Source organism: Pseudoalteromonas tunicata, assembly GCF_002310815.1.
Classification (GTDB): domain Bacteria; phylum Pseudomonadota; class Gammaproteobacteria; order Enterobacterales; family Alteromonadaceae; genus Pseudoalteromonas; species Pseudoalteromonas tunicata.
The window spans coordinates 235,358-254,138 of the sequence record NZ_CP011033.1; the positions used below are offsets into that span (position 1 = coordinate 235,358).

16 protein-coding genes are annotated in these 18,781 nt (G+C 39.0%); 9 read left to right on the forward strand and 7 right to left on the reverse strand.

Features of this window, described 5'->3' with window-relative positions; all coding sequences use genetic code 11:
- Positions 1-132: 132 nt before the first annotated feature.
- The 3 genes from PTUN_RS18905 to iscX form a co-directional block, all read right to left on the reverse strand.
- Positions 133-558: a hypothetical protein gene (locus PTUN_RS18905; protein ID WP_009836336.1), complete on the reverse strand. Its 426-nt coding sequence runs from the start codon at positions 556-558 to the stop codon at positions 133-135.
- 388 nt (positions 559-946) lie between these two features.
- Positions 947-1,699 carry a class I SAM-dependent methyltransferase gene (locus PTUN_RS18910; protein WP_009836335.1) on the reverse strand — a complete coding sequence of 251 codons (753 nt, stop codon included), beginning with the start codon at positions 1,697-1,699 and terminating at the stop codon, positions 947-949.
- 131 nt (positions 1,700-1,830) lie between these two features.
- Positions 1,831-2,031, reverse strand: coding sequence for a Fe-S cluster assembly protein IscX (gene iscX, locus PTUN_RS18915; protein ID WP_009836334.1), 201 nt, complete (start codon positions 2,029-2,031; stop codon positions 1,831-1,833).
- Positions 2,032-2,174: 143 nt separating this feature from the next.
- Here iscX and PTUN_RS18920 point away from each other — a divergent pair, with 143 nt between their 5' ends.
- The gene (locus tag PTUN_RS18920) at positions 2,175-3,128 is read left to right on the forward strand and encodes a ribonuclease Z (protein ID WP_009836333.1); all 954 of its coding nucleotides are present in this window, start codon (positions 2,175-2,177) and stop codon (positions 3,126-3,128) included.
- Here the strand turns inward: PTUN_RS18920 and PTUN_RS18925 are convergent.
- From PTUN_RS18925 to gshB, 3 genes are all read right to left on the reverse strand, one after another.
- Positions 3,125-5,473 carry a TonB-dependent receptor plug domain-containing protein gene (locus tag PTUN_RS18925; RefSeq protein WP_009836332.1) on the reverse strand — a complete coding sequence of 783 codons (2,349 nt, stop codon included), beginning with the start codon at positions 5,471-5,473 and terminating at the stop codon, positions 3,125-3,127. The genes PTUN_RS18920 and PTUN_RS18925 overlap by 4 nt on opposite strands.
- A gap of 167 nt (positions 5,474-5,640) precedes the next feature.
- The gene (locus tag PTUN_RS18930) at positions 5,641-7,680 is read right to left on the reverse strand and encodes a flavohemoglobin expression-modulating QEGLA motif protein (RefSeq protein ID WP_232284958.1); all 2,040 of its coding nucleotides are present in this window, start codon (positions 7,678-7,680) and stop codon (positions 5,641-5,643) included.
- Entirely contained in the window at positions 7,610-8,644 is a 1,035-nt protein-coding gene (gene gshB, locus PTUN_RS18935; protein WP_009836330.1) for a glutathione synthase, read from the reverse strand. The genes PTUN_RS18930 and gshB overlap by 71 nt, the downstream gene beginning before the upstream one ends.
- 323 nt (positions 8,645-8,967) lie before the next feature.
- Here gshB and trpS point away from each other — a divergent pair, with 323 nt between their 5' ends.
- From trpS to PTUN_RS18950, 4 genes are all read left to right on the forward strand, one after another.
- Positions 8,968-10,023, forward strand: a complete 1,056-nt coding sequence (trpS, locus tag PTUN_RS18940) for a tryptophan--tRNA ligase (RefSeq protein WP_009836329.1) — start codon at positions 8,968-8,970, stop codon at positions 10,021-10,023.
- A 139-nt stretch (positions 10,024-10,162) separates the two neighbouring features.
- A complete protein-coding gene (locus tag PTUN_RS18945) occupies positions 10,163-10,576 on the forward strand; it encodes a GFA family protein (RefSeq protein WP_009836328.1) in 414 nt (137 codons plus the stop codon).
- Positions 10,577-10,890: 314 nt separating this feature from the next.
- A complete protein-coding gene (locus PTUN_RS22490) occupies positions 10,891-11,025 on the forward strand; it encodes a hypothetical protein (RefSeq protein WP_269725351.1) in 135 nt (44 codons plus the stop codon).
- A gap of 23 nt (positions 11,026-11,048) precedes the next feature.
- Positions 11,049-11,588, forward strand: coding sequence for an isochorismatase family protein (locus PTUN_RS18950; protein ID WP_009836326.1), 540 nt, complete (start codon positions 11,049-11,051; stop codon positions 11,586-11,588).
- 150 nt (positions 11,589-11,738) lie between these two features.
- Here PTUN_RS18950 and PTUN_RS18955 read toward each other — a convergent pair whose 3' ends face one another.
- A complete protein-coding gene (locus PTUN_RS18955) occupies positions 11,739-12,590 on the reverse strand; it encodes a LytTR family DNA-binding domain-containing protein (RefSeq protein WP_009836325.1) in 852 nt (283 codons plus the stop codon).
- Positions 12,591-12,737: 147 nt separating this feature from the next.
- Between PTUN_RS18955 and PTUN_RS18960 the strand changes: the two genes are divergently transcribed.
- The 4 genes from PTUN_RS18960 to PTUN_RS18975 all read left to right on the forward strand — a co-directional run bounded on the left by PTUN_RS18960 (position 12,738) and on the right by PTUN_RS18975 (position 18,761).
- Positions 12,738-14,789, forward strand: coding sequence for a TonB-dependent receptor plug domain-containing protein (locus tag PTUN_RS18960; protein ID WP_009836324.1), 2,052 nt, complete (start codon positions 12,738-12,740; stop codon positions 14,787-14,789).
- 432 nt (positions 14,790-15,221) lie between these two features.
- Positions 15,222-15,887, forward strand: coding sequence for a YoaK family protein (locus PTUN_RS18965; protein WP_009836322.1), 666 nt, complete (start codon positions 15,222-15,224; stop codon positions 15,885-15,887).
- Between the two features lie 319 nt (positions 15,888-16,206).
- Positions 16,207-17,970: a pyridoxal-dependent decarboxylase gene (locus PTUN_RS18970; protein ID WP_009836321.1), complete on the forward strand. Its 1,764-nt coding sequence runs from the start codon at positions 16,207-16,209 to the stop codon at positions 17,968-17,970.
- A 575-nt stretch (positions 17,971-18,545) separates the two neighbouring features.
- On the forward strand, positions 18,546-18,761 hold the full coding sequence (locus PTUN_RS18975; protein WP_119081659.1) for a hypothetical protein: 216 nt from the start codon (positions 18,546-18,548) through the stop codon (positions 18,759-18,761).
- Positions 18,762-18,781 lie beyond the last annotated feature (20 nt).

Here is an 18,781-nt window from a genome sequence, read left to right on the forward strand (position 1 = left end):
TGTTCATTGCGTAATATTTATAAGAGTATGGGCATATATTTATTGCTCATAAGTCAGAAACTTGCCGCTCTCATCCGCAAAGAGCATTATAAAAAACGGCTAATATTTTAAACTATTTAGCCGTGTTTACTTTTATAGAAAATTACCGGTTACTTGTGGCGTAAGGTTGCGCTGTTCGATAATTGAAGGCCAAGACCAAGGGCTGATTTCAATTATCGTATCATAGTCGGTTGGGCCGTTGGCGCAGACATCAGCTTGGCCAATAATTCGCACCGGTAACTGTTCTTTATAAGATGTTTTTAATAACTCATATTGATAGTTGGCGACTGGCGATGTTAAGTCTAAATGCCAAATTAGGTTTGCTGCTGACTGTGCACATTGTGCGGTACTTGTTGCAGCCTCCGATAAAGCTAAACGAATATAAACCGAGTGATCGTTTTGTGCTGAATTTGAGCGATGATTGATTTCACTAACTGTGCCATAAACATCATTTGCAGCGAAGGTTTGAAATGATGCCGCTGTTAAAGCAAGCAAGATTACTATCCCTGTTTTTTTCATTGTAGTGTCCAGTTTTATAGTTATTCAGGTACATTAGAGTAAAAGTGTTTAAAATTCAATCATCTTCTATTTAAATACTGATTTAAAGTTAAAACTCTAAACTTTCTGAGATAAAAAACGTATGCGATGGGTTTTAAGGGGGGAATTGATCAAAAAGTCTCTGCTAGGCAGAGACTTTTTTAAATTTGGAGTGGGTAAGTCCCTCCAATACAGGCAGCTGTTTTAAAGGCTAACAGTGCTGGATTAACGTGCAATAGACCCTCTATTGACGCGCCAATCCGCCTTGTTGCCTTTGACAATCTCTGGCTAGCGATGAAAAATTAGCTGTTTTCTTTTAATTCAATCTGCTAGCAAATCACTTATCCAGAACAGAGGCTAAGTTATTCACTTATGGTTTGCGAAATTTTAAAATGCTGCGGTCGGTATTGTATCGATTTTCAGGTAAAAATACCGAGGTGGTTAAATCATCAGTAGGGCGGCGTAAAAAGTCAGCTTCGCCGACAAATTCAAACCCTGCAGCGGTGATATCTTTAATCATGGCTTGTGGGTCAACACGATGTAACTTTTCACCAATTATTTCGTTATTAGCGCCCGCTTGAGCATTGGCATCAATGACACCAAAAACCGCACCTTTATTTAGGCGCTGATAAATTCCGTTTAAGAATTTAGCTTTGTCTATTGCAACCCAACCGTTAGTGACATCGGCGTAATAGATATCGTGCATGCCTAAAATAAACAGTGCTGCATCGTATTGCTCTTTGCGTTCAATTAAAGACTCTGGCGATGCAACAAGTAGTACTACATTAGGCAACCGATTGTCTTTTAAACGATTATCGACTCCTTGCTGGACAAATTTCTGCCAAGGTTCGTTGTTATAGAGAGTAACGGAACCTTGTTTGCCAACAACATAACTGAGTAGTTCGCTGTAATAACCGCCACCGGCAAAGACATCAAGCACTTTCATGCCAGGCTTAATCTCAAAAAACGCCATTACTTGGGCGGGTTTTCGCCGAGTATCGACTTCTTTGTCTTTGTCGCTGCGCGCTGGATTAGCGACTGCATCGCTATAAACATCTGCACTGGCGTTGAAGCTTGTACATAAGGTTGCACACAAGATTGCCGGAAGGACTTTTTTTATCATTGTAATATTCCAAAACCGCGTTGATGTTGATTTATCATACTGCAGCTTGTTGGCAGCGCTGAATGTTTCTTTGTAACAAGGTATTTACAATGTATTGGCTGGTTGCGTTGCAATTGTGTTTGCTAACGTTTTTATTCGAACTCATCTATCCAAGCCATTTGCACTGCTTCTAAAATGCGTTCGCCGCAGTGTTTGGGGTCATCTTCAAACTCGTCCAAACTCAAAATCCAATTGCGTAAATCAACAAAATTAATGTTTTTTGGGTTGACGGCAGGGTAGTGCTCCAATAAACAAAGCGCGATTTCTTGTGAATCTGTCCATTTAAGTGCCATGGTATGCCTCTTTGATAATAAGTGAATAGAACAGAGTATAGAAGCTGCGCGTTAAAATATGGCTCTTAGGTATAAAACAGTGTTGCGTGTGTTTCTAAGCGGTTACACTTTCGCAAGGTTCCTAAAGATAAATAGAATTCATTATGCAGATCCATTTTCTTGGCACGTCATCAGGCTGTCCATCACTGAGTCGAAATGTAGCCGCCACGGCCGTTGAATTTGAACATACAAAGACTTGGTTATTGGTTGACTGTGGTGAGGGCACTCAGCATCAAATAATGAAAAGCCCGCTCGCTGCTTACCACCTTGGTGTGATTTTGATTACCCATTTACATGGTGATCATTGTTACGGTTTGCCTGGGTTATTAGCGTCAATCAGCATGGCGGGTCGAAAAGAGCCGGTGCACTTAGTGGCTCCCAAAAAGGTCATTGAGTTTGTGGAGGCGACGCTTGAATTAACCGAAATGGAAACTGCTTTTTCGCTTATTTTTACTGCATGGGAAACGCTTGATAATCAGCAAGTGTTAGAGTTTTCAAGCTGTTTGGTCACAATTCATCCACTACAGCATCGAGTACCCTGTGTCGGTTTTAAAATTATTGAAAAGGGCGTACCTAATAAACTTAGAATTGACGAATTAAACGCTGCAGGTATTGGTAGTGGCCCACACTACAATCAGTTACAGCGCGGACAAGATGTTATTTACAACCATCAACTGCTTAAAAGTGCTGATTTCACTTACCCTAGTTGGCAGCCTCGCAAAGTGTTAATTTGTGGCGATAATGAAAAACCAAGTTTATTAGCGAGTGTATGCCAAGATGTCGACTTATTGGTACATGAAGCCACGTTTACCAGTGCAGATTTATTACGAGTAGGCGAACACACAGGTCATAGTGATGCAAAACGGGTGGCACAATTTGCCGAGCAATGCAAAATTCCCAAATTAGCGCTTATTCATTTTTCAAGTCGTTACCATGGACCCGGTATGCTCGAGCCTTTAGCGCAAGAAGCGCAACAATATTATCACGGACAGTTAATATTGGCTGAAGATGGTTTAACGCTCTCAATCTCCAAGCATTTGAATTTAAATTTTATTTAAAAAGTAATTGTGATACTTAGGACAAAATTTCTTCCAACTTGAGGGATGAGCGAGTTGTGCCATCCTTGTGAGCGTTGGCTAAAATCATTGCCAGAGCTGGCGGCTTCAACACCTGAATGATAATGCTGTTTATCAAGTAGATTTTTAATTCTAACACCCACTAATAGGTTATCAATTTGGTAGTTCAGATTGGTATCTAGGGTTAAATAACTGGCATTATCTTGCTGTTGGTCGCGAAGGGGATTACGTAGATACAGTTTTTTACTTGAGACCCAATTGGCGCCAATGTTTAAATTTAACCGCTCGTGAAGCGGAATATTCAGATTAGCGTTGATTTTATGTGGCGCTATGTCGCCAACATCGATATTTTGATCTTGGCAAGGGTTATATGTTGTTGGTGTCAGTAAAGCACATTGTTCAACTCCCTCGCCAACCCAAGCGGCAATGTTGTGATCGTAACTGACACTGCTTAGCGCTTTAGTATAAGTATAATAAATATGGCCACTGATAGCAGAATGCCGGTACCACGGATTATCAAACTTGAATTGCCCGCGGTATTCAAAGCCATAGTTTTGGCGATGCCCTGCATTTTCGGCTTCTTCTTTAATCACATCGTCATATCGAGCACTAAAAAGCGAAAAATCGTGCAGCCAATTTGGTTGTTGAAACATGTAAATGAGTTCAAGGTTTTTTACTTGTTCAGGTTTTAAATTTTCATTCGCGGCACGGCCATTCCAACCGCCCCACAATTGAGCGGCAGAGGGCTCCTGAAATGCTTCACCATAAATGAGTTTAAGGGTACTTTTGTCGGATAAAAAGTGAATTGCGGACAGTCTTGGATTGACGGTGCTGCCGTAAATGCTGTTGTGATCGTAGCGCGCACCGGCATTAAGTCGCCACTGGGCCAATTGCCAAATTCCTTGTAAATATAACCCTTTATCTTTTATTTTAATTAAATTGTCAGCAGGCATCTTGTATGCGGGATTACTTGGTTTACTGATTGATGTTTCAGTACTTAGTACTACACCTGACAAAGTGGAGGTTGAGCAAAATGAACCCTCCCAATATCCACAGACTTCATACGCTTTGGTGAGGCTTTTTTCTTGGTATTTGAGGCCTGCACTGAAGGTAAGTTGTTCACTGCGTTGCCATTCGTAGTCTTGTTGTACTAACCAGCTATTACTGATGGAATTCCATTTTGAGAGGCTGACCGCAGATAAGACGTTTTGGGTATTTAAATCTGGATTGACTGGATAGGCTTCTGCCCAGTCACCCCAGAGACGATTTTCACGGTATAAGGCTAAGGTTTTTGTTTTTAATTGGCTCGTTAATTGTCCGTAATGTTTCAGATAATATTGCTTCGAGTTTCGTTGCCAGGCACTACCTGGTTGAGCGCGATCACTTGGATAATATACGCCATAGCCATTATTGAGCTGCCACAGAATAAGTCCCGCAGTAAAGTTATTGTAAGATGCATCAGCGAGTAAGCCCCAGTTTCGGCTCGAATCGTGGTATTGACCATAGTTATGTTTATAACCTCGTTGCGGGCATGCATCGGATGCACATTGTTGCGCAAGGGATTGATCTGCCACAATCGGCCCCCAAATTGCGCGATTACTCAGCATCTCATTACTTAAATACCCCCAAGGGGCAAAATCGTCGATATCAGGCTCGTCACTTTGCAAAAGATTGGCACTGAGATTATATTGCCAAGCCTGCGATGCCCCGGCGAGTGAAAGTTCAATACTGTCGCTATTAAAACTGCCTTTACTCACTTTGACTGTTTGAATATGTTCGTTTTTGAGTGTTTGAGCGGCTTGCTTGGTAATAATATTAATCACACCTGAAAAAGCATTTGCGCCATAAACCGCACTCGCTGGGCCATAAAGAATTTCAATTCGCTCGATGTTGCTTATTGGGTAGGTACTGGTTAATGACGCTTCTTGTGTCCAAAGGTGATTATCCACTATGCCATTTAATAATACTAAAGTACGTTGAGTAAAGGGGGTTCGGTATCCTCGTTGATAGCTGGTGAAGTTACTATTGCCATAAGTGATTGAGTTATCAAATCCAGGTAAATTCATCAGTACATCTTCAATGCTGCGATAGCCCCGCTGCGAGATATCTTTTGCGCTAACAATAACCATAGCGGCAGGAGCATTACGTAAGGTTTCGTTTAACCCTGAAGCTGAGGAGACTGTGATATTGAGTAACTCTTCAATATTAATATCAGCGAATAAATCAAGCTCGGCGTGGTTGTTTTTAGCATAGGCAATAGAGCTAATAGCCATTAATCCAAGGGAAAAAATGCCAAGCGCACGAGGATTTTGAGAGGGTAAAGTCATTCAGGCTCAATAGCTTGATTAGATTGTGAGTTAACTATAGTGAATAGCATGCAAAGGAGCAAAAAGAGTCTTGTTTTTTCTGCTTTTTTTATGTGATTGTTTGATATGAATATAAGGCTTAGTTTTATTAAAAAATGAAAGCCTGATAATTCAGGCTTTTAAAGGTTTTAATAAATAGCAGATACTAAATAATCCATAATGCTCGGTGGGTTTGACTGCACAATTTTCAGTGGAAATAGGCTTTCGGGTTTGGGTAAAAACCCCCGTTCGACCATTTCATTAAGTAATGTGATATCACTGATCCCTGTTTTCCCAACTAACAGTACTGATAAGTCTTGCTCATCACTTAAATTAAGCATGTCGCGAAAGCCTTTAAGATAAAGGTAATCTTTGGTAAAACCACCGCCTCGATAAACTCGGGTGGTTAGTGTAAAGGCATCGTTATCGGTCAGAATAAAGCGCTGTTGTAGCGTATTAAAGGTCTGCGAAAAATCCCGTTGAGTGAGCATTAATTTTACCGCAATAACGCGCATGGCCAGCGTTTGCAATCGCCTAAGTGTTAAACTGCCAGAGCTGTATTCACTTAAAATAGCTAAACCTTCTTGGGTATGTGTATCGCCAATTAAACCCAAAGACATGACTTTAAGCGGCTGTTTTTTTGCATTTAAGGTCGTCACCATATGAATGCCGAGTTCATGATGGGCAAAGGCATTAAGTTCTTGATCAGAGAACAGCGTATCTTTATTGATATACAAAATATGCTTTTCATTATTGACCATGGCTTTGGCGACCAGCTTGGCGGATTTTTCGACTTTACAGACTAGGCCCCATTCTTTGGCGCGCTGTTGAAAATAGTCAACGGCTGCATCGGCATCGTGCTCAAGCGGACCTTCTTGATTGGCAATTGCAGGTGCTCGCAGCAAAAATTCTGCATTCGCAATGTCGTTGTTATCGGGCTCGCCGTAATATTTTAGCGAGTTATAAATAAATTCATCGCTGCCAATCGAAGTTAGTAGCTCAATTTTGGTGGCAAGATGGTCGATAAAGCGGCGATAAAATTGCTGAATATCGGCATCCAGGATCTCTTCAACGGGCAGTTTATAAAGCTGCTCGCGAAATTGATGTGGATTAATATTAAGCTGTTTGTATTTAAATTGCGGTGTGTAAGCTGTTTTTTGCGCAAAGAATTTTTTGCGTTCGCTGGCTAAATTAACCGGATTTATAAAGTTAAGCGTGCCGACATTTTTACACAAGGCATAGAGCTTTTTATCAAGCTCAATCACTTCTTTAGCTATGGCCGATGATAAAATGTCTTCGCGTCGGGTTTTACGACTGTGGCTAAAACGGCGCATAAAAAAGGCGGCGGTTTCAGACACAGCTTGTTTAAGGCCCACTTTTAATTCATCAAGTACTAGGTGATAAAGCTCGCTATTGGCTTCATTCATAAATACTTTTTGTACACAAAGTGGCAGTGCAACTGTGTTATCAAAATGAGCATAAATATGAGTGGTGAGATAATTGTGGCTATGTTTTATTAAACCGACTGCACTGTTCACTTCAATATTGGGTAAATTAATTAGGTTTAGCTGGCGTAAAAAATGCTGACTAATATTTTTAAACCGCGCTTGGTCAAGTTGGCTAATATCAATGGCAAAGGTATTTTGCTGCTGCTCACTTGGCGCACTTTGCAGTGAAAATACCATGGCATGCTTAAATTTTTGCTCAAGTTTAGCCAGTAGTGCTTTGAGGACTAAATAAAAGCTATCGTGTTTTTGCAGACTAATCGCGCGCTGTTTGCTGCTCCAAGTTTTAGTCCAAAGAGCTTGATTGCTTGAGTCTACCACTTTTATTGCATGGGCTTTGACTTGGCTTAAATCGTATTCAAGGCTGCTGTCGTTGGCAATAAGTGTAATGGGAAACGACGATAATAATTCATCACAATATTGGCTGCTTAACGCTGTGCGTTCATCTTGACTGAGTGTTGAAATAGCCGATAATTCATCACGCAGCGTCTGACCGCTTGCCAACGCGGCACAAACTAATGGGCTGTATTCATCAATTTTTAGCGTAAAGGCGCCATCAGCTACGCTGGCATGAAAACATTGCCCTTGGTTAATCAGTTTTATGCAGTCTTGTTCAGATAATATGAGCATCAGTGATCGCTTGTCTAAATTCGGTTTTACGTTGTGATAGCGCTTCTTTGGCATTGATCACACTTTCGACAAAGTCGATGACTTTCTTTTGTAATTTCACATTATTGAGTTTGTTAATGCGTACTATTCCGCCGGGGCTTTGAACGTTTACTTCAATCAGCTTTTCGTTAATTACATCAATCCCAACAAAGTAGAGGCCATCACGCACTAGTTTAGGACCAATGTGTTTACACAGTGCTTTTTCTTGTTTACTTAATACGTGTTTAACCACTGAGCCGCCAGCGTGCACATTTGAGCGCACTTCGCCTTCCGCTGGAATGCGCTTCATCGCACCAATAGGTTCGCCGTTGAGCATTAAGATACGGACATCACCTTGTTCTGCGCCTTCAACGTATTCTTGCAAAATCACATAATTGCCGCCATCGCCACTGTTGATATAAAACTCAAGCAAGGAGTGAAAGCTTTTTTGTGCTTGTTTCTCAACTAAAATAACTCCTTGACCACCATAGCCATCAAGCGGTTTCATGATCATTTTATCAGTGGGTGATTCACGCAACACTTCTTCCAAATAAGCGGGGGATTTTGATACATGGGTGACAGGAATAAAGGTATTAGATACATCATTAAACGATGCGGTATAGAGCTTATTATTGGCAACACGAAGTCCATCAATATCATTAAAAATAAACACTTCTTCGCGTACAGAATCTAAAAAATTTAATGCCACCACATCTAACGGCGGATTGGTACGCATTATAATGCTATCAAATCCAGCCAAAGGCAGACGTGCTTGACTAAATTGTGCTTTTTTATAAAAGGTAACGATGTTACTTGGCACCGGTTCTTTTTTAAATACTTGGCAAAATGCGCTGGCAACGGAGTCTCGCATGGTCAGGTTACTGGTTGTTGCTAACGCAACGGTATGACCACGGTTAACACACTCGTGGATGAGGCGCAGTGTTGAGTCGGTTTCAGGTTCAACACGTTCCCAAGGATACATTAAAAAAAGAATATTCATGCTAATTTAGCCTTAAATGAAGATGCAAAATACTGATTTAATTAACTTAGTTTTTTGTTAAATCACATTTGCAGAGATTGAGCGAAATTGTAGTCTGATTTGCTTTTTTTAGGTATTAAAAACTGTCGTTTACGCGTTGTATTTTGCATGTGCTCATGTTAGTTTTCTGCCATGAGACTTATTTCAATCGTTAGTTTTCGTTCAAATTTATGGTGGCGCGCTCTTTTTTAGCGCGGCGCTTGATCACATCTGTTCATAAGCCGTCGAAAGACACCTTATGAATTAAGCATTTTGTCTTCGACGGTCCACTTAGGAGACAAAAAATGCACAATCTTAATTCAACCACACAGACTCATGCTGGTGCATGCAACGCACGCTTGGCGACTGAAAAAGTGTTGACCGGCGATAGACCAACGGGCAGTTTACACCTAGGGCACTTTGTTGGTTCGCTTAAGCAGCGCGTATTATTACAACAGCAATATCAACAAACTATTTTAGTTGCGGATATGCAAGGTTTAACTGATAACGGTTTTAAACCCACTCTGGTTGCGGCGAATATTCTAAATCTAGTGGCTGACTATTTAGCGGTAGGGATTGAGCCAAGTAAAACTACCATCTGTTTACAGTCCGCTTTGCCTGCTTTGGCTGAGCTGACAATGTATTATTCAAATTTAGTCACTGTGGCCCGCTTAGAGCGTAATCCAACGGTAAAAAATGAGATTGCGAATAAAGCATTTGGCCAATCTGTTCCCGCAGGCTTTTTGACTTACCCAATTAGTCAAGCTGCCGATATTACTGGATTTATGGGGACATTGGTCCCAGTTGGTGATGATCAGCTGCCAATGATAGAGCAAACAAATGAAATTGTTCGTAAAGTTAATCACATTGCAGGGCAAACAATTTTAGTGGAGTGCAAGCCATTATTGAGTCAAACCCCAAGATTGGTAGCACCTGATGGTAAAAATAAAATGTCTAAATCAATGGGGAATTGTATTTATTTAGGATCAGATCCACTGGCTATTCGTAAAGCGGTCCAGTCGATGTACACAGATCCTAATCATCTTAACATTAGCGACCCTGGTCGTATTGAGGGAAATGTCGTGTTTAGTTATTTAGATGCGTTTCATCCTGAGCCTGATACGGTTGCGAAACTTAAAATACACTATCGGCAAGGTGGCTTAGGTGATGGGCAAGTTAAAAAGCAACTCGAAGAGTGTTTACAACAATTACTCGCTCCCATCAGGGCAAAACGAGAGCTTTATCTATCAGATAAGCAACAGTTATTGGATATATTAAAGGCAGGTACAGAGCTTGCCCAACAAGAAACTGAAATAGTCGTCAAGCAAGTTAAAAATGTATTTGGTTTAAGTCTTTTTTAAGATGCGTTTCACCACTTTTAGCTAGTTAATTAACATAACAATATGATACGTTTTAATGACGTTTGAGTTCAATGTGTGCTGTTTAGATTTAAGCGACACACACGTTTTATGCGAAGTAGTAATAACAGGAAAACAGAAAATGGAATATCCGATTGTAGGCCAGTGTCAGTGTGGCCAGGTGAGTTATCGACTACATCAGCCACCTAAAATGGTGCTGGCGTGTCACTGTTATGAGTGTCAAAAGCTGGCGACAGCGCCTTTCAGTATTACAGCATTAGTTGCGACCAGTGATATTGAGTTTAGTGGAGAGCTAAAAGAGTGGACTCGAATAGCGCAAAGTGGCAACAAAAACAGTGCTAAATTTTGCCCTGATTGTGGAAATAGAATCTATCATTTCAATCCTGATGATTTATCAACAATTAAACTAAAGCTAAAACCAGTTGGACTTGCTGACGATAAAGTGTTTGAACCAACGGCTCATGTTTGGGTGAGTCAAAAACAAAAATGGTATGTTATTCCATCGAATATGCGCGTATACGATGAACAGCCTTAGTCTTGGCTTTTTAAATGAGGTAATTTCAATTACAATAAGAACACTTAATACCTTGCTTAGCATTGGTTTTAAGTTTTCGAAATTATCTGCTGTGCTTTAAATCATGTGTTTAAACCATAATCAAAGTAGTGATACTCATAGAGCCTACAATATGGGCAATTGTGGTAATTAATAGACTGAACCCTAAGGTAATCATCTAGATATAAAAATAGTTGCTAAAATAGGTAAGAAAGATTATACAATCTTAGTCTAGTTTGATAGATTTAATATTGTATCAATATGCACATTGATACGTACTCATAAGGATAATGACAATGCCAAAGCATGATGCTGAAGAACTCATCGACAACACAGAAAAAACCCTGAAATACATTGGTATTGCACTGGGTACTTTGCTCGGAATTGCGATTGGATATTTTGGGGTTCAATTATTTAATACTTGGTTTTAGCTCACTTGAATATGAAGCATCAGATGTTGCATAAATCAACAACAGGGCTCATTGTGGTCGATATTCAAGGTAAGTTAGCAACCTTAGTGCACAATAGCGATGCTCTTATCAGCCAAACCAAAAAACTCATTATTGGTGCTCACCAATTATCTTTGCCAATTTTATGGTTAGAACAAAACCCAACAAAACTCGGTCCAACCACTCCTTGTTTGGCTGAATGTTTAACGCCTAATCAGGTGATTGAAAAGTATAGCTTTGATGCAACTGGCACTGAGTTATTTAACCACGCAGTGCAACAATCCGGTATTAAACAGTGGTTGATATGTGGAATTGAAGCCCATATTTGTGTTTATCAAACCGCGATAGGGTTATTGCAAGTAGGCCATCAGGTTGAAATTGTTGCCGATTGTGTCTCTTCTCGTAGTGAATTTAATAAACAATTAGCATTAAATAAATTGCTTGGTTTGGGTGCTCATTTAACCTCAGTTGAAATGTGTTTATTTGAACTTGTGGCCGATTGTAAAGCACCTGAATTTAAGGCTATTTTACAATTAATAAAATAAGTCAGGAGGATGTTTAGCGGGTTGTAAGGTTGTGTTTTTGTACGTGATAATAACCGAACTGTGACTAAACGTGCGCGTTTTTACGAATTTTAGTCGTTTTGATGATGTGCCATTACTTGTTTTATATCAGCGTTTTTTACCCGACTGCTCCTATTCTAGCCAACGTCGAACTTTTGCCATATGACTGCGACTTACTAATGCTTTGTTGCCAAGCGGCATAATAAGCTCTCCTTCACGACCACTTCTATTTAAAGCCTGGATATAGGGTTTATTAACCCAATAAGAGCGATGTACTTGCCAATCTAAGTAGCTGTTATCAATTTTTGCTAGTTCTTCAATCGCATCTTTAAGGTTGTATAAAATTAATTTTTTACCATTAGTTGAGATCACATTTAAGTAATGAAGCTCAGCCTTTAACATTAAAAGGTCTTGAACAGATTCTAGATTAGCTAAACTAAAGAAGTGCGGGATCCCCTCTTCTGTTGATGTATTGTCAACATTCACTGCAGTGTGTAAAAGCTCGCCATCATTGACGTCATCAACTTTTTGCCCACCATGATTAACAGCATCTTTACTCAAGTTTGGTTTATGAAATGAAAATCCCATTAGCCATGGTACATTAATTAATAACCAACTTAGCATGGCACTAGGTGCCATATTGAGCCACTCATTAAGTAAAGCATCCATATTAAATTGCTCATCTTGTAATAAATACACATCAAATAACAAGGAGACAGGTGTAAACAAAACCGATGCAATGCAAGATGAAATTAACAGTTTATAGACGGGTGCAAGTTGACCCAACTTCCCAACCAACAAAGCGTGGCAACCCACAAAAATCAACATACTTAAATGAGTTTGTAATTGCCAAATTCCAAAGTTCGCAAAATAAGAAAATTGCTCATGAGGCTTTAGTAAAGAAAAAATCAAACCAAAGATAAAAGAAAGAAACCAGAAGTAGGTAAACGGTTTGATATCACCTAACGGAAAATGTCTGTTCATTAGGGCTGAAGTCCACTCATTCAATAGGTTGTCTATTGGTACAATAAACTGCCCATTCGTTCAAAAACAATAAGCTAGCAAAACTAAATTCAAATTAATAGTGTTTAATTGGCGCGATTTAGATAAACAACCTATTAGGAAATAACCATGAAAAGCATCGCTCCATTGGCATTATGTATGGCGTATTCTTGTTGCGCATCAGCAAATGAAAACATAACGCAACAAGAGCTAGAAACTATTACTGTGGTCGCAATTAAAGGAAATGGGATTAAAATTTCATCAACAGCGGTTGTTAATTTACCAGGAACAGCTAATGACCCTATCAAGGGGCTTGAAGCATTGCCCGGCGTTATTTTAGCCCCATCTAATAGCGGAGGCCCCATTGCGGAGCCTGCTATTAGAGGAAGCTCATCGCAAGATAACCTGTATTTAACTGATGGCTTAGATATGGGTTATGTTTTCCATAATGATGGAGCAAGCGTTTACAATCCATTGCTAATAGAAAGCTTTGAGCTCAAAACTGCGGCTTGGCAGCCAAATTTAACCAATGCTAATGGTGGCGTTATCTTAACTCAACTGCGTGATGCAGGTAGTTTAGGCAATCAAACTGTATTAGATTTAGGGTTATATCGTAGTGGATTTTTATATGAAAAAGTACTTAGTGAAAGTTTTGCATACTATCTCTCATATCGTGAAAGCTTAGTTCATATTTATGTCGATAACTTTATTGAAGATGAGGAGTTCAGTTTTGCAGTCCCACCTCGTAACCGTGATTATCAAGCAAAGTTTAATTGGCAGTTGAGTGATCAAGATAGTCTTATTTTTGCTGCCAATGGTGCAAAAGACTACATTGAAATTGCATTTGATGAAAACGGGCGTGACATTAATAAAAATCCTGATTTAAAATCAGGTGAACGATATGAAAATTATTACCATAGCCAAGCCATTAGCTGGCAGCGATATAATCAAGAGTATGATTCGAGCAATAGCATAAACTTTTTGCAACAAAAACAGCAAGAAAGAGAGGGAGATATCTTTAGCTGGCAAGCAGATATTGCCAATATTATTATCCGATCCGATACGCGCTATTACGCGGATAATTTTACCTTTGCTGTTGGTGGTTTGATTAAAAGTACGAAAATTGATTACTTCAACTCAGGTCGTTTGTTGCCCTGTAATACAGAGTTTGAAATATGCCCAGTCACTTATTTTAGCGATAAATTTAGTGATCAAGGTGATCTTTCGATAGTGGACTATTCATTCTATAGCAATATAGAAAGCGATCTAACACCGACAATTAGCTCCCAATTGGGTGCAGCATTTATTGGTTCAGATTTGAACGATGAACAATATTTAGAGCCCCGCATTAGAGTATTGTGGCAATTGTATAACAATCATCAATTACATTTTGCTTACGGTGTACATCATACTTGGGTCAACGACTATCGTTTGTTAGCCAACACTCTGGGTAATAAAAAGTTACACGCCAGTAAATCGAACCAAATAGTGATTGGTTTAAATACAACTCTTAGCAAAAATTGGCAATTAACCACCGAGCTTTATTACAAAGATTTTAGTGACTTGGTTATTGCCAACCCATTGGCACAGAAAAGAAATCCACATCAAATTATTAATCCTAGTATTGAGACCTATCTTAATGTTGCAAGTGGAGATTCTTATGGTGCTGAATTGATGTTGAATAAGTCATTTAGTGAAGATTGGCTAGGATGGCTAAGTATTGCGTTTAGCAAAACAGAGCGAGATAACCCATTAATAGATAAAAAATTTAATAGTGAGTTTGATTTACCTTGGGTAGTAAATCTTGTACTTAATTACCAAATCAATCAGCAGTGGAGTGCAGGGTTTAAATGGCGTTTTCAATCAGGTCGGCGCTATACAGCTGTCAATTCTGCCACGCCATATTATGAGCAAGACCAACAAGACCCTTTATTTTATATCCCAGAATATGACAGTTTTAATGCATCGAGTGTCAAAAATTACCATAGATTAGATCTTCGAATTGATTACAAAACACAATTAATGGGACTCGATAGTAGCATTTACTTCGAATTAATGAATGTATATGCTTTTAAAGCGATTCAAGAATTTGAATACAACAAAGATTACTCTAGTTATGAAAAAGATTATCAATTTCCTGATATGCCCTTGCCGTCGGTGGGGATGACCCTAAATTTTTGATGTCTCACAATGAGTGAAGTGATATACCTTATTTTGGTTTATCACTTCACTCATTTGTGTTTAATGACGCAATGTTTAGCATGAAGAAGCTTTCGTCAAGACGGTGTACTAGCAGGTTATAAATGAAGCAGTGATCAAAGCGAAAGAAAAAAGATTAAGGTAGTCCTAATGTAGTTAACTCCTTTTTACATCTCCACATCCCCACATGCTGATTGGGATAAGCCTCTATCGTTTTAATGCATCAACTTGAACAGGCGACTACTAATGGGCAGGCTGGTATTGAAATTCGAAGACTTGGTGAGTTAACTTTAGGTTTAAGAGCTGCGACAGTGTTGACTTATTCTGGCGACAAAATAAATCTACAGTAGAGTCCGCTTAATAGCTTTTTTGCATTACACTGGTACTGATTAAAGCAGTACATTTAAGGGCATTATGATCACAAAATTACCTCGTTGGGTTGAATATGGTGCTTTTATTTTGGCCTTAGTCGCGGGCAATGTGAACGCAATAGGGCTAATTGGATTTCAGCATCAATCTATTTCTCACTTATCGGGATCTGCAACTTTACTTGGCATTGGTTTAGTTAATGCGTCACTAGAGCAAGTGATTCATTTACTTGGTGTTTTATTGAGTTTTATGCTCGGTGCTGCACTATCAGGTCTGATGTTATCGGGTCATTCGTTAAAGCTAGGTCGTCACTATGATTCGTTATTGGTGATAGAGGCGGGACTATTAGCGCTTTCAATTTATTTGCTCAGTGCAGATTTGTCATGGGGACATTTTAGTGCATCCGCGGCATGTGGTTTACAAAATGCATTAGCGACGACATATAGTGGTGCCATTGTTAGAACGACACATGTAACCGGTATATTTACTGATTTAGGTTTAATGTTTGGGGCCAAACTTCGTGGTGAACCGTTTGATAAGCGTAAAGCAATTTTGTTTTTGTTGATTATTATTGGTTTCATTTTAGGGGGCGTACTTGGCGCGTGGCTTTATGCTTACTGGCTTTTTATGGCGCTGGCTGTGCCTGCAACTATTTGTTTACTGCTGGCACTTGCTTATCGACTTTATAACGCCCGAATTGAGTCAGTTTAGTTTTATTTTTTGAGTTTTTATCTTACCTGACCACATTATTTATTCATCATATAAACCATAAGTCACTTAGTTTTTAACTCTGTGACTTATCCCTCATCGACATCAGAAAATTGACTTATTGGTTGTAATAAAAAGCATGGTTTCAGTGTGATTTAATTTGATTTTATCTCATTTAACTAATTAATATTTATATGAAATATTTATTAGTTTTCTTGATTTTCATTGAAAAAAACGAGCTTGTTAACTACGTTTAACGCAGGATTTTTTAACCAATGCGCTATTTAGTTGCTCGGTTTAGTTAACAAGGAAAGTCAGAACTATGTATGTTGATAAAAAAACTCAGTTTACTATCCCTTTTGGGCCCGATTCTCATCCTTGGATCAGTCAAATTCCAGATTTAGCCTATGGTCAATTTGGGGAATTACTGATTACGCCACCCTCAGCCGATCCAGCTAAAGTGTATGAAGCGCACAACACGTATTTTATCGCTCAGCAACAACATATAAATGAAAAAGATTTACAGTTGCCAGCCGCAGGCCAACAACAAAAACAAGCAGAAAACCAAGAAAAACTACACCATTATTTACTACAACAAAAAGAACATTTTCTAGGTTATCAAGTAGTGGTGAATACGGATTACAGTGAACTATTTTCAGCCATGAATACTATGATTAATAATTTAGGCGATCCCTTTACTAATGGCTTTTGTACAGTTAACTCTAAGCCTGCTGAGCGAGCTGTTTTGGATTTTTATGCTTCAGTATGGCGGGCTAATTGGCCCGCGCAGCGGACTGGAAATCCCGATAGTTACTGGGGTTATGTGCTTAGTATGGGCAGCACAGAAGGCAACATGTATGCAATGCTAAGTGCGCGAGATTATTTATCGGGTCATCGTTTAGTCGTTGACCAAAATGATCATCATTTAGTTAAACCTAAACGTCGCAACAGTAATCCTAATTATTATAAACCCATCGCTTTTTTTTCTGAAGATACGCATTACTCAATATCAAAAGCGATTCATGCTATGGGCATTCCTTCTTTTTATGATATTGGCAGTGAGTTTTATCCTAATGAATGCCCTTTAGGTGGGGATTGGCCAAGGCAAGTCCCTTCAGAGCAAGCCAGCAAAGAAGAGCTATATGCTGGAAAATTAGGTTCGGGCTGTATTGATATTGGCAAGCTGCAATTATTGGTCGAGTTTTTTGCAAAAAAAGGGCATCCGATTTTAATAATACTCAATTATGGCACAACATTTAAAGGTGCTTACGATGATATTCCTGGAGTTTACAAAGCACTCAAGGATATTTTTATTCAATATGGGTTAGTTAATCGTGAAGTCTGTTTTGGGGATAAGGATTCAGATGTGGATATTCGCCAAGGGTATTGGATCCATGTTGATGGTGCATTGGGGGCGTCATTTATGCCATTTATTAACATGGCGATGAAAACAGGAAAACTTAATGCAGATAATTTTTTTGAGCATGATTTAGCTTTTCCCGAATTTGATTTTAGTTTGCCTTATATTCATTCAATTGTCACCAGTGGCCACAAGTTCTTAGGGGCACCCACTCCCTGTGGCATTTATATGAGCAAACAAAAATATCTCGCAACGATGAATAATCCACAATACGTTGGAGCGCCAGATTCAACCTTAGCAGGATCGCGAAATGGCTTAGCAGCACTGACTTTATGGTCAATGTTAGGTAAAACAGGCTATGCAGAGTTACAAGCAAGGGCCATTCATTCATTGACTATGACGCAGACCCTGTACCAACGTTTTAGTGCGTTAGCTAAAATGATCAAGCAGCGTGATGGCATTGATATTTGGCTGCATCGTTCTGCATTTTCACTGTGTATTTTGTTTCGCCGCACTAATCCCGCCATTACATTCAAATATTCATTATGTGAAGCACAAGAAGCGGTGAGTATTGATGGGGTTAAATACAATCGACATTATGTACATTTATATTGTATGTGGGATCGTAAACAGACAACCCTTGACAGTTTAATGATTGACCTTGCCCAGCCCGGCGCTTTTGATAAAACTGCAGAGATCATCTTGAGTAATAGTGCTCTTGGTTAACTAAATGCAGTTTTCTAAGTCAAAGAGGGAAATAGTTTAAAGCATGTATCGAGCTGACTAAAAATAATTGACCCTCAGAGATAGGAATGTGAGAATCGATGAAGTATGGAGTTGTAATGGGTACTTTGTTCATAGATTTAAGTAGATATAGTCAAAGTTTAACTTTCTCATTGGTCAATTGAATGATGAGAGCTCTATTACTACAAGGGTTCAGTGTACAAGTTTCTTGATGTTAGCATTTAAAATCAGTTAATTATTCATAGTTTAAGTTTATTAACTCGAATTTAGTCAACTAAGTGTCATGGTAGGGCCATAAAATAAAACTAGCAAAAGACGAGCGTTAAATTATGCAATACATCAGAACACAAAGGGCCTATTTAGCATCGCAAGCAATCTTTAAGGTGCTGGAGTTTTGTTGATTTTTTGAGGTGAATTACTTCATCATATTGATTTAGTTTAAATTTTTCTTGTACCTTTATTTTTAACAAAAATGTAGAAAATAACTTCAGATTATATAATAATGATGCGCGTACAAGAAACAAACTGTTGTAATGCTTTTAATATGGACAGATAAAATGAAAAATGACGCATTAACTGAGTTAAGCAAAAGTCTGAACATTAAAGAAATGGGGCCTGAGAGTATCGATGTACAGTTGGTGCAACATATTTTTAAGCTTGCCTATGATTTCGGTCATACAGATGGCTGTAGTGGTGTTTATGTTTGCCCTTCTTCTTCTTTTATGTTGTTGAGTGGATATGACGTTGTCACAGGTAAAGAAGTAACGCTGTAAATAGCCTATATAGCGGCTTT

What these genes read in the sequence shown, in the direction of transcription:
- PTUN_RS18905 (WP_009836336.1), bottom strand. Translation starts at nt 558, where the DNA reads ATGAAAAAAACAGGGATAGTAATCTTGCTTGCTTTAACAGCGGCATCA.
- PTUN_RS18910 (WP_009836335.1), bottom strand. Translation starts at nt 1,699, where the DNA reads ATGATAAAAAAAGTCCTTCCGGCAATCTTGTGTGCAACCTTATGTACA.
- iscX (WP_009836334.1), bottom strand. Translation starts at nt 2,031, where the DNA reads ATGGCACTTAAATGGACAGATTCACAAGAAATCGCGCTTTGTTTATTG.
- PTUN_RS18920 (WP_009836333.1), top strand. Translation starts at nt 2,175, where the DNA reads ATGCAGATCCATTTTCTTGGCACGTCATCAGGCTGTCCATCACTGAGT.
- PTUN_RS18925 (WP_009836332.1), bottom strand. Translation starts at nt 5,473, where the DNA reads ATGACTTTACCCTCTCAAAATCCTCGTGCGCTTGGCATTTTTTCCCTT.
- PTUN_RS18930 (WP_232284958.1), bottom strand. Translation starts at nt 7,680, where the DNA reads ATGCCAAAGAAGCGCTATCACAACGTAAAACCGAATTTAGACAAGCGA.
- gshB (WP_009836330.1), bottom strand. Translation starts at nt 8,644, where the DNA reads ATGAATATTCTTTTTTTAATGTATCCTTGGGAACGTGTTGAACCTGAA.
- trpS (WP_009836329.1), top strand. Translation starts at nt 8,968, where the DNA reads ATGCACAATCTTAATTCAACCACACAGACTCATGCTGGTGCATGCAAC.
- PTUN_RS18945 (WP_009836328.1), top strand. Translation starts at nt 10,163, where the DNA reads ATGGAATATCCGATTGTAGGCCAGTGTCAGTGTGGCCAGGTGAGTTAT.
- PTUN_RS22490 (WP_269725351.1), top strand. Translation starts at nt 10,891, where the DNA reads ATGCCAAAGCATGATGCTGAAGAACTCATCGACAACACAGAAAAAACC.
- PTUN_RS18950 (WP_009836326.1), top strand. Translation starts at nt 11,049, where the DNA reads ATGTTGCATAAATCAACAACAGGGCTCATTGTGGTCGATATTCAAGGT.
- PTUN_RS18955 (WP_009836325.1), bottom strand. Translation starts at nt 12,590, where the DNA reads ATGAACAGACATTTTCCGTTAGGTGATATCAAACCGTTTACCTACTTC.
- PTUN_RS18960 (WP_009836324.1), top strand. Translation starts at nt 12,738, where the DNA reads ATGAAAAGCATCGCTCCATTGGCATTATGTATGGCGTATTCTTGTTGC.
- PTUN_RS18965 (WP_009836322.1), top strand. Translation starts at nt 15,222, where the DNA reads ATGATCACAAAATTACCTCGTTGGGTTGAATATGGTGCTTTTATTTTG.
- PTUN_RS18970 (WP_009836321.1), top strand. Translation starts at nt 16,207, where the DNA reads ATGTATGTTGATAAAAAAACTCAGTTTACTATCCCTTTTGGGCCCGAT.
- PTUN_RS18975 (WP_119081659.1), top strand. Translation starts at nt 18,546, where the DNA reads ATGAAAAATGACGCATTAACTGAGTTAAGCAAAAGTCTGAACATTAAA.